This is a genomic window from Kitasatospora sp. NPDC098663 (genome assembly GCF_044760075.1).
Classification (GTDB): domain Bacteria; phylum Actinomycetota; class Actinomycetes; order Streptomycetales; family Streptomycetaceae; genus Kitasatospora.
This window is the reverse complement of the sequence record NZ_JBIWAP010000088.1, coordinates 1-14,851: the sequence shown is the minus strand read 5'-3', so window position 1 is coordinate 14,851 and position 14,851 is coordinate 1. Positions and strand designations below refer to the sequence as shown.

Annotated in this window: 1 protein-coding gene; it reads right to left on the bottom strand. The window is 75.2% G+C overall.

The genetic code is table 11. The features are described 5' to 3' along the window. Window positions 1–14,717: amino acid adenylation domain-containing protein (locus tag ACIQVZ_RS40995; RefSeq protein ID WP_402457862.1), on the bottom strand; the 14,717-nt coding region annotated here is incomplete at its 3' end. Window positions 14,718–14,851 lie beyond the last annotated feature (134 nt).

The window sequence follows — 14,851 nt, the reverse complement described above, 5'->3', positions numbered from 1 at the left end:
CCGGTCAACAGGGCGCTGCACAGGTCCCAGAACGACGCGTCGAAACTGGGCGAGGCGAACTGCAACACCCGGCTGCCCGGCGCCACGCCGAGCCGATCGACCTGCGCCGCCACCAGACCCGACACCCCGGAATGGCTCACCACCACACCCTTGGGACGACCCGTCGACCCCGAGGTGTAGATCACGTACGCCGGGTGCCGGGCGTCGAGGGCGGTCTTCGGATCGCTGTCCGGCCAGGCGGACACCGCGGACACCTCGGATGCCTCGGACGCCTTGGCCACCAGCGCCGGATCGTCGATCACCAGCGCCGGGCAGGCGTCCTCCAGCATGTACGCGATCCGCGACGCCGGGTACGACGGATCCACCGGCAGGTACGCGGCACCCGCCTTCAGCACACCCAGGACGGCCACCACCGACTCCACCGAACGCGGCAGCGCCACCGCCACGACCTGCTCCGGACCGACACCCCGGGCGACCAGCGCATGCGCGAACCGGTTCGCCCGGGAGTTCAGCTCGCGGTACGTCAAGTCCGCGTCACCACACACCAGCGCGATCGCGTCCGGCGTCGCCGCCGCCTGCGCCGCGAACAGCTCCGGCAGGCTCGCCGTGGTCGCCGCACCGTCGACGGCGGGCAGCAGCTCGCGCCGCTCCTCGGCGGACAGCAGGTCGATCCCGCCGATCGGCCGGTCCGGATCGGCGGCGACCGCCGCCAGCAGCCGGGCCCACCGCGCGACCAGCGCCTCGACCGTCGAGCGGTCGAACAGGTCGGTGCTGTACTCGACCGCGCCGGTCAGCCCGGCCGGCGTGCCGTCGGGCCCGCGGTTCTCCGCGAGGCCGAAGGTCAGGTCGACCCGCGAGGTCCCGGTCGGCACCGGCACCCCGGAGACCGTCAGCCCGGGCAGCTCGAAGTCGCCCATCGGCGCGTTCTGCAGGGCCAGCACGGTCTGGAAGAGCGGGTGGAGCGACATCGACCGCGCCGGGTTCAGCGCCTCCACCAGGTGCTCGAACGGCACGTCCTGGTGCGCGAAGGCCGACAGCGCCGTCTCCCGCACCCGGCCCAGCAGCTCGGCGAAAGTCGGATCACCGCTCGTGTCAGTGCGCAGCACCAGCGCGTTGACGAAGAACCCGACCAGCTCGTCCAGCGCCTCGTCGGTCCGGCCCGCGATCGGACTGCCGATCGGAATGTCCGTCCCCGCACCCAGCCGGGTGTACAGCGCCGCCAGGCCCGCCTGCAGCACCATGAACAGACTGCTCCCCGACCGCCGGGCCAACTCGGCCAGCCCCGCGTGCAGTTCGGCGGGCAGCCGGATGTCCAGCAGGTCGCCGCCGTAGGTCATGACCGCCGGCCGGGGCCGGTCGACGGGCAGCGCGAGCTGCTCGGGCAGCCCGGCGAGCGTCTGGCTCCAGTAGCCGACCTGGCGGGCGAACGCGCTGTCCGCGTCGGACTCCTCGCCGAGGATCTCGTGCTGCCACACGGTGTAGTCCGCGTAGCTCACCGGCAGCGGCGCCCAGCCCGGGGCGTCGCCGCGCCGGCGGGCGGTGTACGCGGTCGCGAGGTCGCGGGAGAGCGGGCTCATCGACCAGCCGTCGCCGGCGATGTGGTGCAGGACGACCAGCAGGACGTGCTCGTCCGGGGCGAGCGTGAACAGCTGCGCCCGGACGGGCAGGTCCGCCGTCAGGTCGAAGGCGCGCACCGCCGCCTCGCTCAGCAGCCCCGGCAGCTCCGACTCGCCGGCCTGGCGCTCCGGGATCCGGATCGTGGCCTCCGCGGCACTCAGCACGCGCTGGTGCGGGACGCCGCCGGTGTGCGGGAACACCGTGCGCAGGCTCTCGTGCCGCGCCACCACGTCCGTCAGCGCGGCTCCCAGCGCCTCCCGGTCGAGGTCGCCGGTCAGCCGCAGTGCCAGCGGCATGTGGTAGGTCGCGCTGGGCGCCCCGAACTGGTGCAGGAACCACAGGCGGCGCTGGGCGAACGACAGCGGCAGCGGTTCCCGGCGCGGCCGGGGCACCAGCGCCTGCCGCGCGGTGGCGGCGTCGTGCAGCCCGGCCGCGAGCCCGGCCGGTGTCGGCGTCCGGAACAGGCGGCGCAGCTCCAGCTCGACCCCGAGGGTCGCCCGGACCCGGGAGACCAGTCGGGTCGCCAGCAGGGAGTGCCCGCCCAGGTCGAAGAAGTCGTCCTCGACACCGACCTGGCCCCGGCCCAGCACCTCCGCGAAGAGCTCGCACAGGATCTGCTCCTGCGGCGTCCGCGCCGCCCGGCCGACCCCGACGACGCCCACCTCCGGTGCCGGCAGAGCCGCCCGGTCCAACTTCCCGTTCGGCGTCAACGGCAACGCCGCCAGCACCACGAACACCGACGGCACCAGGTAGTCCGGCAGCCGCTCGCGCAGGTACGACGCCAGCACCTGCGCCGTGGTCCCGGTCTCGGCCGAGGGCACGACGTAGGCGACGATCCTGGTGTCGCCCGGCCGGTCCTCACGGGCGAGTACCGCGACCTGGGCGACGCCCGGGTGGGCGGCCAGCTCCGCCTCGATCTCGCCGGGCTCGACCCGGAAGCCGCGCACCTTCACCTGGTGGTCCGCCCGGCCGGCGAACTCCAGCTCGCCGTCGGCGCGCCAGCGCACCAGGTCGCCGGTGCGGTACATCCGGCTGCCCGCCTCGAACGGGCAGGCGACGAACCGGCCCGCCGTCAGGCCCGGCCGGTTGAGGTAGCCGCGCGCCAACCCGGCCCCGGCCAGGTACAGCTCGCCGGTGACGCCGGGGGCGACCGGCCGCAGGGACGAATCCAGCACGTACACCCGGCAGTTGGCGATCGGACGGCCGATCGGCACCGGCAGCGGGCAGTCGGCGGGGTCGGCCGGCAGCGGGAAGGCGGTGATCACATGGGTCTCGGCCGGGCCGTAGTGGTTGTGCAGCACCCGGCCGGGCCCGCGGGCCTGGAGGCGCCGCAGGCCGCCGCCGAGGCGCATCGCCTCGCCGGCCTGCGCGATCAGCCGCAGGTCCGGCAGGTCCCGCCCGTGTTCCTCGGCCGCCTCCGCCAGCGCCTCGATCACCAGGTTGGGGGCGAAGAGCTCCGCCACCCGGTGGTGTTCCAGCCACCGGGCGAGGAGTTCGGCGCTGCGGCGCTGCTCGTCGGTCGGCACCACCAGGGTCTTGCCGAACAGCAGCGCGGAGAGCATCTCCTGCACCGAGACGTCGAAGCTGAGCGCGGTGAACTGCGCGGTGCGCGTGCCCGTCCCGCCGCCGACGGCGCGGTGGTGCCAGTGCAGCAGGTTCGTCAGGGCGCCGGAGGGCATCACCACGCCCTTGGGCCGGCCGGTCGAGCCGGACGTGTAGATGACGTACGCCGGGTGCCGCGCGTCCGAGGCGACCAGCGGGTCGGTGTCCGGGTACGTCCCGGGCGCGTCGACGGCCGCGAGGTCGTCGAGCACGACGGCCGGCCGGGCGTCCTCCAGCATGTACGCGATGCGGGCGGCCGGGTAGTCCGGGTCGACCGGCAGGTAGGCGGCGCCGGTCTTGAGCACCGCGAGGACGGCCACCACCAGCTCCGCCGAGCGCGGCAGGCACAGGGCGACGGTCTGCTCCGGCCCCACCCCGCGCCCGATGAGCGCGTGGGCCAGCCGGTTGGCGCGGGCGTTCAGCTCCCGGTAGGTCAGCGCGGTGTCCTCGAACACCACCGCCTCGGCCTCCGGGGTGGCACTGGCCTGCGCCTCGAACAACACGGCCGGGCCGGTGCCGGGGTACGGGCACCCGGTGTCGTTGCGTCCGGCCAGCAGTTCGTGCCGTTCCTCCGCGGTGAGGACGTCGATCCGGCTCAGCGGCCGGTCCGGCTCGGCCGCCGCCACCGCGAGCAGCCGCAGCCAGCGGGCGACCAGGGCCTCCACCGTGGCCCGGTCGAACAGGTCGGTGGCGTACTCGACGTGGCCGATGACGCCCTCCGGCGCCCCGCCGGTGCCGCCGCGCTCCAGCAGGTGGAAGGAGAGGTCGAACATCGCGGTGGGCGACTGCACCAGCACGATCTCGGTGGCCAGGCCGGGCAGTTCGAAGGCGGAGCGCGGCGCGTTCTGCAGCGCGAGCAGCGTCTGGAACAGCGGCTGACGGGCCGACGACCGGGCCGGGTTGAGTGCCTCGACCAGGTGGTCGAAGGGCAGCTCCTGGTGGGCGTACGCGGCCAGCGCGGTGTCCCGGACCCGGCCCAGCAGCTCGGCGAAGGTCGGGTCCCCGCTCGTGTCGGTGCGCAGCACCAGCGTGTTGACGAAGAACCCGACCAGCTCGTCCAGCGCCTGGTCGGTGCGGCCCGCGATCAGGCTCCCGATGGGGATGTCCTCACCCGCGCCCAGCTTGGTCAGCAGGGCCGAGAGCCCCGCCTGGAGCACCATGAACACGCTCGCGCCGCGCTCGCGGCCCAGGCGGACCAGTGCCTCGTGCAGTTCGGCGTCCAGCTCGACGGCGAGGTGTCCGCCCCTGCTGGTGACGGCCGTGGGGCGGGGCCGGTCGGCGGGCAGCCGGATCTGCTCCGGCAGGCCGGTCAGCTGCCCGGTCCAGTAGTCCGCCTGCCGGGCGAACAGGCTCTGCGGGTCGGTGCGGTCCCCGAGCAGCCGGTCGTGCCACAGGGTGTAGTCGGCGTACTGCACCGGCAGGTCCGCCCAGGCCGGTTCCTCGCCGCGCAGCCGCGCCGCGTACGCGGTGGACAGGTCGGCGGACACCAGGCCCAGCGACCAGGCGTCGCCCGCGATGTGGTGGATCACCACCAGCAGCACGTACGCGTCCGCCGCCAGTTCGAACAGCTCGGCGCGCACGGGCGCTTCGGCCGCCAGGTCGAAGCCGCGGCCCACGGCCTCGGTCATCGCCTGGGGCAGGCCCGCCTCGTCGGTCCGGGTGACGGACAGGTGCGGCCGGGCCGTCTCGGCGTCCAGGACCTGCTGGTACGGCACGCCGTCGGTCTGGGGGAAGGCCGTGCGCAGGCTCTCGTGACGGGCGACGACGTCCCCGAGCGCCGCCCGCAGCGCGTCCTGGTCCAGGTCGCCGGTCAGGCGCCAGGCCAGCGGGATGTGGTACATCGCGCTGGCGCCCTCCAGCTGGTCGACGAACCACAGCCGCCGCTGCGCGTACGACAGCGGCACGCGGTCGGGCCGCTCCGCGCGGCCCAGGGCGAGCCGGGCCCGGTCGGCCCCGCCCAGGCCCGCGGCCAGCCCGGCCACCGTCGGGGTCTCGAACAGGGTGCGCAGCTCCAGCTCCACGCCCAGGGTCGCGCGGACCCGGGCGGCCAGCCGGGTGGCGAGCAGGGAGTGCCCGCCGAGGGCGAAGAAGTCGTCGTCGGCGCCGACCCGGGACACCCCCAGCACCTCCGCGAACAGTCCGGCGAGGACGTGTTCCCGCGGGGTGTGCGGAGCCCGGCCGGCCGGGGCGCCGGTGGTGTCGGGCTCGGGCAGGGCCCGCCGGTCGAGCTTGCCGTTGCCGGTCAGCGGCAGGGTGTCGAGGGCGACGTACGCGGCCGGCACCATGTGGTCCGGCAGCCGCTCGCGCAGGTGGGCGCGGAGCTCGTCCGGCTCGACGGCCGCCCCGGCCACGGGCACCAGGTAGGCGACCAGCCGGGTGTCGTCGGCGCGGTCCTGCCGGGCGATCACCGCGACCTGGCGGATCCGCGGGTGCTGGGCGAGGGCCGCCTCGATCTCGCCGAGCTCGATCCGGAAGCCGCGCACCTTGACCTGGTCGTCCGCCCGGCCCGCGTACTCCAGTACGCCTGCGCGTCGGCGCACGAGGTCCCCGCTGCGGTACATCCGGCTGCCCGCCGGCCCGTACGGGTCGGCGACGAACCGCCCGGCGCTCAGGCCCGGCCGGTTCAGGTAGCCGCGCGCCGGCCCGGCACCCGCCACGTACAGCTCGCCGACGACACCGGGGGGCACCGGCTGGAGGTACGCGTCGAGTACGTGGGCGCGCAGGTCGGGGATCGCGGTGCCGATGACGCTCGCCGGGCCGGCGGTGTGCGCGCCGTCCAGTTCCGTGTAGGTGACGTGCACGGTGGTCTCGGTGATGCCGTACATGTTGACCAGCCGCGGCGCACCCGCCGGGTGGCGCTCGAACCAGGGCGCCAGGCGGGCGGGCTCCAGGGCCTCGCCGCCGAACACCACGGTGCGCAGGGCGAGTTCACGCGGGTGCTCGGCGTCGGCCTGCATCAGCTGGTAGAAGGCGGACGGCGTCTGGTTGAGCACCGTCACCCGCTCGCGGGCGAGGAGCTCCAGGAACCGCTCCGGTGCGCGGGTGACGTCGAACGGCACCACGACCAGTCGGCCGCCGTGCAGCAGCGGTCCCCAGATCTCCCACACCGAGAAGTCGAAGGCGTAGGAGTGGAAGAGCGTCCAGACGTCCTCGGCGGAGAAGTCGAACCAGTGCCGGGTGGCGTCGAACAGCCGCACCACGTTGCGGTGCGGGACCACCACGCCCTTGGGCTTCCCGGTGGATCCGGAGGTGTAGATGACGTAGGCGGCGCTGTCGGGTGCGACGGCGACCACCGGGTCCGTGTCCGGCAGCCCGGCCAGGTCGGCGGTGTCCAGCAGGAGCCGGTCCACGGACTCCGCGCCGGGCAGGTCGCCGCTTCGGCGGTCCGTCAGGAGCAGCGCGGGCCGGGCGTCGTCGAGCAGGTGGGCGATCCGGGCGGCCGGGTGGTCCGGGTCGACCGGCAGGTACGCGGCGCCGGTCTTGAGCACGGCGAGGACGGCCACCACCAGCTCCGCCGAGCGCGGCAGCGCCAGCGCCACCAGGTGCTCCGGCCCCACACCCCGGCCGATCAGCGCGTGGGCCAGCCGGTTGGCCCGGACGTTCAGCTCGCCGTACGTCAGCGCGGACTCGCCGCACACCACCGCGACCGCGTCCGGCCGCTCCTGCGCCCGGGCCTCGAACAGCGCGGGCAGCCCGGTGGGCTGGGCCGTCTCCGCGGGTACCGGCCCCGGCAGCAGTGCGCGCCGCTCCTCGGCGGAGAGCAGGTCGAGCCGGCTGAGCCGTCGCCGGGGGTCGGCGACCGCCGCCGTGAGCAGGCGCACCCACCTCGCGATCACCGTCTCGACGGTCGCCCGGTCGTACAGGTCGCAGGCGTACTCGACGAATCCGTCGATCCCCTCGGGGGCGCCGTCCTCGGAGTGCCGCTCGGACATCGAGAAGATCAGGTCGAGCTTGGAGGTGGTCGTGGTCAGTTTGACCTCGCCGGTCTCCAGCCCGGGCGGGGCGAAGTCGGCCCGCGGGGCGTTCTGGAGCACCAGCATGACCTGGAACAGCGGGTGGTGGGACAGCGACCGGACCGGGTTGAGGGCCTCGACCAGGTATTCGAACGGCAGCTCCTGGTGGGCGTAGCCGGCCAGCGCGGTGTCCCGGACGCGGCCGAGCAGCTCGGCGAAGGTCGGGTCCCCGCTCGTGTCGGTGCGCAGCACCAGCGTGTTGACGAAGAACCCGACCAGCTCGTCCAGCGCCTGGTCGGTGCGGCCCGCGATCAGACTGCCGACGGGGATGTCCTCACCCGCGCCCAGCTTGGTCAGCAGGGCCGAGAGCCCCGCCTGGAGCACCATGAAGAGGCTGGTGCCGTGCGCGCGGGCGAGTTCGCGCAGGCCCTGGTGCAGCCGCGCGTCCAGTCCGGTGCGCACGAAGTCGCCCCGGTGCGAGGCCAGCGCGGGGCGGGGCCGGTCGGTGGGCAGCTGAAGCTGCTCCGGCAGGCCGGCCAGCTGCCCGGTCCAGTAGTCCGCCTGCCGGGCGAACAGGCTCTGCGGGTCGGCGGCGTCGCCCAGCAGCTCGTGCTGCCACAGCGTGTAGTCGGCGTACTGGACGGCCAGCGCCTCCCAGGACGGTTCCTCGCCTCGCCGGCGCGCCGCGTAGGCGGCGGTCAGGTTCTGCGCCAGCGGGCCGAGCGACCAGCCGTCGCCCGCGATGTGGTGCACCACCAGCAGCAGGACGTGCTCGTCCGGCGCCAGTTCGAACAGTTCGGTGTGCAGCGGCAGGTCCGTGCTCAGGTCGAACCGGCAGGCCAGCGCCGTGGCCAGGACGGCGTCCAGCTCCGCTTCGGTGGTGCGGCGCAGGTGCAGCCGGGGGCGGGCCGCCACGACGTCCAGCACCTGCTGGTACGGCACGCCGTCCACCGACGGGAAGAGCGTGCGCAGGCTCTCGTGCCGGGCCACCACGTCCGCCAGCGCCGCCGTGAGCGCCTCGCGGTCGAGCCGTCCGGTCAGCCGCCAGGCCAGCGGGATGTTGTAGTTGGCGCTGGCACCCTCCAGCTGGTGCAGGAACCACAGCCGGCGCTGGGCGAACGACAGCGGGGTCCTCCCCCGGCCTTGACGGCCGGCAGGTGCCCCCGTCGGGCGCGGGTAGGGCGCCAGGGCCAGCTGGGCGCGGCGGGCGCCGGCGAGGGCGGCGGCCAGCGCGGCCGGGGTCGGGGACTCGAACAGGGTGCGCAGCTCCAGCTCGACCCCGAGGGTCGCGCGGACCCGGGCGGCCAGCCGGGTGGCGAGCAGCGAGTGCCCGCCGAGGTCGAAGAAGCCGTCCTCGACGCCGGCCTCGGCCACCCCGAGGACCTCGGCGAACAACTCGCAGAGGATCTGCTCCTGCGGGGTGCGCGGCGCGCGGCCGGCTCCCGCTCCCGCTCCCGCCGAGACGAGTTCCGGTGCGGGCAGCGCCCGGCGGTCCAGTTTCCCGTTGGTGGTCAGCGGCAGCGCGTCCAGCTCGACGAACGCCGAGGGCACCATGTGCTCCGGCAGCCGCTCGCGCAGGTAGGCGCGCAGCTCGGCCGGGCGCGGGGCCGCGTCGGCGGCCGGCACCAGGTACCCGACCAGGCGGGTGTCGTCGGCGCGGTCCTGCCGGGCGAGGACGGCCGTCTGGGCGATGCCGGGGTGCGCGGCCAGCGCCGACTCGATCTCGCCGAGCTCGATCCGGAAGCCGCGCACCTTCACCTGCTGGTCGGCCCGGCCGACGAAGCTCAGGCTGCGGTCCGCAGCCCGGCGCACCACGTCGCCGCTGCGGTACATCCGGCTGCCCGCCGGCCCGTACGGGTCGGCGACGAAGCGCCCGGCGGTCAGGCCGGGCCGGTTCAGGTAGCCGCGCGCCAGCCCCGGGCCGGCGACGTACAGCTCGCCGGGCACGCCCGGAGCCACCGGCCGCAGGTGGGGATCCAGCACGTAGGCGCGCAGGTCGGGGATGGCGGCGCCGACCACGCTGGCCGCCCCCGCGGTCGCGGCCGAGCGGTCGAGCGCGGCACAGGTGACGTGCACGGTGGTCTCGGTGATGCCGTACATGTTGACCAGCCGCGGCGCGTCGTCCGGGTGCCGTTCGTACCAGGGCGCCAGGCGGGCGGGCTCCAGGGCCTCACCGCCGAACACCACCGTGCGCAGGGCGAGTTCACACGGGTGCTCGGCGTCCGCCTGCATCAGCTGGTAGAAGGCGGACGGCGTCTGGTTGAGCACCGTCACCCGCTCGCGGGCGAGGAGCTCCAGGAACCGGCCGGGCGAGCGGCTGGTCTCGTAGTCCACGACCACCAGCCGGCCGCCGTACAGCAGCGGGCCCCACAGTTCCCAGACCGAGAAGTCGAAGGCGTAGGAGTGGAAGAGCGTCCAGACGTCCTCGGCGGAGAAGTCGAACAGCTCCCGCGTGCTGGCGAACAGCCGCACCACGTTGCGGTGCGGGACCACCACGCCCTTGGGCTTCCCGGTGGATCCGGAGGTGTAGATGACGTACGCCGGGTGGCCCGGGTCGACGGCGACGACCGGGTCGGTGTCCGGCAGGCCGTCCAGGTCGGCGGTGTCCAGCAGCAACCGGTCCACGGACTCCGCGCCGGGCAGGTCACCGACCTGACCGGTCGTCACCAGCACGGCCGGGCGGGCGTCCTGGAGCAGGTAGGAGATCCGGGCCGCCGGGTACTGCGGGTCCACCGGCAGGTACGCGGCGCCGGCCTTGAGCACGGCCAGGACGGCCACCACCAGCTCCGCCGAGCGCGGCAGTGCCAGGGCGACGAGCTGCTCCGGCCCCGCACCCCGCTCGATCAGCGCGTGCGCGAGCCGGTTGGCCCGGGCGTTCAGCTCGCCGTACGCCAGCGCGGCCTCGCCGCACACCACCGCGACCGCCGCCGGGTCGGCCCGCACCCGCTCCTCGACGAGCGCGGTGATGGTGCTCTGCGGAGCGTCGTCCGCGGCACCCGCACCGGACGGCAGCAGCTCGCGCAGTTCCTCCGGCGACAGCACGTCGATCCGGCCGATCCGGCCGTCCGGATCGGCGGCCACCGCCCGGAGCAGGCGCAGCCAGCGCTCGACGAGGTCCGCCGCGGTGGCCGCGTCGAAGAGGTCGGTGCTGTACTCCAGCACGCCCGACAGGCCGTCCTCGCCGGGCCGTTCGGTCAGGATGAAGGTCAGGTCGCACTTGGCCGTTCCGGTGTGGACCAGGTCGGTCGTCACCTTCAGCCCCGGCAGGTCGAAGGTGCCCGTGGGCGCGTTCTGCAGGGCGAGCATGGTCTGGAAGAGCGGGTGGTGGGCGAGCGACCGGGTCGGGTTGACCGCCTCCACCAGCTGCTCGAACGGCAGGTCCTGGTGGGCGTACGCGGCCAGCGCGCCGGCCCGGACCCGGCCCAGCAGCTCGGTGAAGGTCGGGTCGCCGGAGAGGTCGGTGCGCAGCACCAGCGTGTTGACGAAGAAGCCGACCAACTCGTCCACGGCCTCGTCGGTGCGCCCGGCGATCGGTGTGCCGATCGGCACGTCGGTGCCGGCGCCCAGCTTGCCGAGCAGGGCGGCCAGCCCGGCCTGGAGCACCATGAACAGGCTGGCGCCGCCGCCCCGGGCCAACTCGCGCAGGCCCTGGTGCAGGTCGGCGTCGAGCCGGACCGGCAGGTGCGCTCCCCGGAAGGACATCGCGGGCGGCCGGGGCCGGTCGAAGGGCAGCTCGGTCCGTTCCGGCAGCCCCGCGAGCCGCTGCGACCAGGAGGCGAGCTGCCGGCTCTGGAGGCTGTCCGGGTCGCTCTCCGCGCCGAGCAGCTCCCGCTGCCACAGGGTGTAGTCGGCGTACTGGACGGGCAGTCGGGCCCACTCGGGCTTCCCGCCCGCCGCCCGCGCGGCGTACGCGGCGGTCAGGTCGCGCGCCAGCGGGCCCATCGACCAGCCGTCGCCAGCGATGTGGTGCACCACCAGCAGCAGGACGTGCTCGTCCGCGCCCAGCTCGAACAGCTCGGTACGCAGCGGGGGTTGGGCCGCCAGGTCGAAGCCGTGCCGGGCCGCCTCGGCCAGCCGCCGCGGCAGGTCGCCCGCGGCGACCGCGGTGACGCGCAGCCGGGGCCGGGCGGCGTCGAGGTCCAGCACCCGCTGGCACGGCTCGCCGTCGACCACCGGGAAGACGGTGCGCAGGCTCTCGTGCCGCTCGACGACGTCGGCCAGTGCGGCTTCCAGGGCCCGCCGGTCGAGGTCCCCGGACAGCCGCAGGGCCAGCGGCACGTTGTAGGTCGCGCCGGGCCCCTCCATGCTGTGCAGGAACCACAGCCGGCGCTGCGCGAAGGACAGCGGCACCGTGTCGGGCCGCTCGCGTCGTGACAGCGCGGGCCGCGCCCGGCCGGCCCGGTCCACGGCCGCGGCCAGGCCCGCGACGGTCGGCGCGTCGAACAGGTCGGCCAGGGCCAGCTCCACGCCGAGCACCGAACGGGCCCGGGCGATCAGCCGGGTGGCGAGCAGCGAGTGCCCGCCGAGGTCGAAGAAGCTGTCGTCCGCGCCGACCCCGGACACGCCGAGGACGTCGGCGAACAGGCCGGCGAGCACCTGCTCGGCCGCACTGCGCGGGGCCCGTCCGGCGGTGACCGGAGCCGGGCCGGGGGCCGGGAGCGCCTGGCGGTCGAGTTTGCCGGTGGGCGTCAGCGGGAGCCCGTCCAGCAGCACGAACGCGCCGGGCACCAGGTGCTCCGGCAGCCGTTCGCGCAGGTGGGCGCGGAGCCCGTCGGGCTCGACCCGCTCCCCGGCGGTCGGGACGACGTAGGCGACCAGCCGCACTTCGTCATCGGTCCGGGCCACCACGGCGCTCCGCGCGACCCGGGGGTGGGTGGCGAGCGCGGCCTCGATCTCGCCCGGCTCGATCCGGAAGCCGCGGATCTTCACCTGGTCGTCCGACCTGCCGAGGAACTCCAGCCGGTCGTCCGCGCCCCACCGCACCCGGTCGCCGGTGCGGTACATCCTGGCGCCGGCCGGCCCGTACGGGTCGGCGACGAACCGTCCAGCGGTCAGCCCGGGCCGGTCGAGGTAGCCGCGGGCGAGGCCCGTACCGGCGATGTACAGCTCGCCCGGCTTCCCGGCGGGCACCGGTCGCAGCGCGGTGTCCAGCACGTACAGCCGGGCGCCCGCGACGGGGCGGCCGATCACCGGGCGCGGGCTCGGCGCCACCGGGGCGACGGCCGCGTCGACGGTGCACTCGGAGGGCCCGTAGAAGTTGAAGCAGGCCACGCCGTCGGCGTCCCGCAGCTGCGCCCACAGCTGGTCGGGGACGGCCTCGCCGCCGGCCACGAGCACCGCTGGGCGGTGTTCCGCGTTGGCCAGCAGGCCGTGCGCGAGCAGGACGTGCAGATAGGACGGGGTGGCGTTGACGAAGTCGATCCGGTGCCGCACGGCGTAGTCGACGAAGGCGTCCGGGTCCGCCCAGGTGTCCAGGCCGGGGAGGTGCAGCTCGTGTCCGGCGAAGAGGCCGAAGAGCTGGTCCCAGGAGGCGTCGAACGCCGCCGAGGTGGTCAGGGCCACCCGGGCACCGTCCCCGAGCAGCGGTTGGAACAGCTCCCGCCACTGGTGGACGAAGAGGTGCGCCAGGGCGCCGTGCGTCGACACCACGCCCTTGGGCCGCCCGGTGGAGCCGGAGGTGTAGACGAGCTGGGCGGGGTGGCGCGGGTCGACGGCCACCGCGGGTTCCGCCGCCGGGCCGCCGGCGAGCCGGGCGGCGGTGGCCGGGTCGTCGAGCACCAGCCGCTCGGCGGGGCCGGATTCGGGCAGCCGGCCGGCGGTCCTGGCGTCGGTCACCAGCAGCACCGGCCGGGCGTCGTCGAGCAGGTACGCGATCCGGGCGGCCGGGTGCTCAGGGTCCACCGGGAGGTAGGCCGCCCCGGTCTTCAGCACGGCCAGGATCGCCACCACCAGCTCGGCCGAGCGCGGCAGGGCCAGCGCCACCGACCGCTCGGGTCCGGCGCCCCGGGCGATCAGGGCGTGCGCCAGGCGGTTGGCGCGGGCGTCGAGTTCGGCGTACGTCAGCGTTTCCTCGCCGGACACCACCGCGACGGCGCCCGGCGTCTCGCGCACCCGGGCCCGGAAGTGCTCGGGCAGCAGGGCCGCCGGGGCTTCCGTCGTGATGCCGGCACCGGCACCGGCACCGGTTCCGGCGCCGAGGGCCAGCAGTTCGCGCTGCTCGTCGGCCCCGACCAGGCCGATGCGGCCGACCGGCTGCTGCGGGTCGCAGTCCGCGAGGGTGTCCAGCAGGGCGAGCAACCGCCGCTGGTGGGCGAGGAGTTCACTCTCCGTGCACACCTCCGGATAGGCCCCGAGCTCGATCCTCGGACCATACTCGTCGCGCCCGCCCACGGCCCAGACCGCCAGGTCGTCGGCGGAGGTACCCAGCGGCGCGTACACCGTGGCGGGCCGCCCGGCGAAGCTCGGTTCGGAGCCGAAGGACATGATGTTGACGATCAGCGGGAACGCCGTCTCGATCGTGCCGGCCTGCCCGAGGTCCCGGAACAGGTCCTCGCTGCGGTACCGCTGGTGCGCCAGCGCGGCGGCGACTTCTCGGTCCACCTGCTCGACCAGTTCCGACCACGGCAGGTCCGGCCGCACCGACAGACGCAGCGGCACGAGGTTCGACACCGCGCCGGGCGTCGCCGCCAGCACCGGGTCGCCCACCCGGCCGGTGACGGGGAGGCCGAGCAGCACGTCCCGGGCCCCGGTCAGCCGGTGCGCGTACAGCGCCGTCGCCGCGAGCACGACGCGGGACCAGCGGACGCCCAGGCGCTCGGCCGCGTCGCGCAGCGTCTCGGGGCGCAGCGGTCCGGCCGGCAGGGTGCGCCGGAACCGGGCGGACGGGCCGTCCGGCAGGCGGTCCGACAGCCGGGTGGGCGCCGGCCGGTCGGCGAACCGTCCGGTCCAGTAGGCACGGTCGGCGAGGTACTGCTCCGAGTCGCGGTAGGCCGCGTCGCCGGCCACCAGCTCGTCCAACGAGCCGAACGGCGACGGCGGCACCGGCCGCCCCTCGGCGAGCGCCGTGTACGCCTCGGCCACGCGACGCCCGACGAGGGTGTACCCGAACCCGTCCATCACCAGGTGGTGGTAGCTCTGGTAGAAGACGGTCCGGTCCGGTGCCAGGGTGATCAGCGCGTAGCGGAAGAGCGGGTCGCGGGCGAGGTCCAGCGGCCGGAGCCGGTCCCGGTCCATCCACTCCCGGGCCGCCGCGAGCGGCGTGGCCTCCGCGCTGACGTCGACCTGCGCGGGCTGCCACCGGGTGTGCGCGCGGACGACCTGGTGCGGGCCCTCGGCGCCGTCGACGAAGCCCACGTGCAGGGCGTCGACCTCGTCGACGACGCGGCGCAGCGCGGTCTCGAACAGGTCCGGGTCGACCGGCCCGTGGATCTCCAGGCACTCGCCGATGCGGTAGGCCGGGATCGCCGTGCGGGCCCGTTGTTCGGCCAGCCAGATCTCGCGCTGGGCGGCTGTCAGGGGAAGCGCGTCACCGTCGCGACGGGACATGGGGGTACCTCCAGGAATGTGGGCAGGCGTGAGGACGCGCCGGGGCGCGCCGACCGCGGTGGCGTCACGCGGTCGGCGGGCGGGTGGCGGGTGGCGCGGCTTTCTGCGGTCAGGCGGCGAGTTCGCCGGCCTGG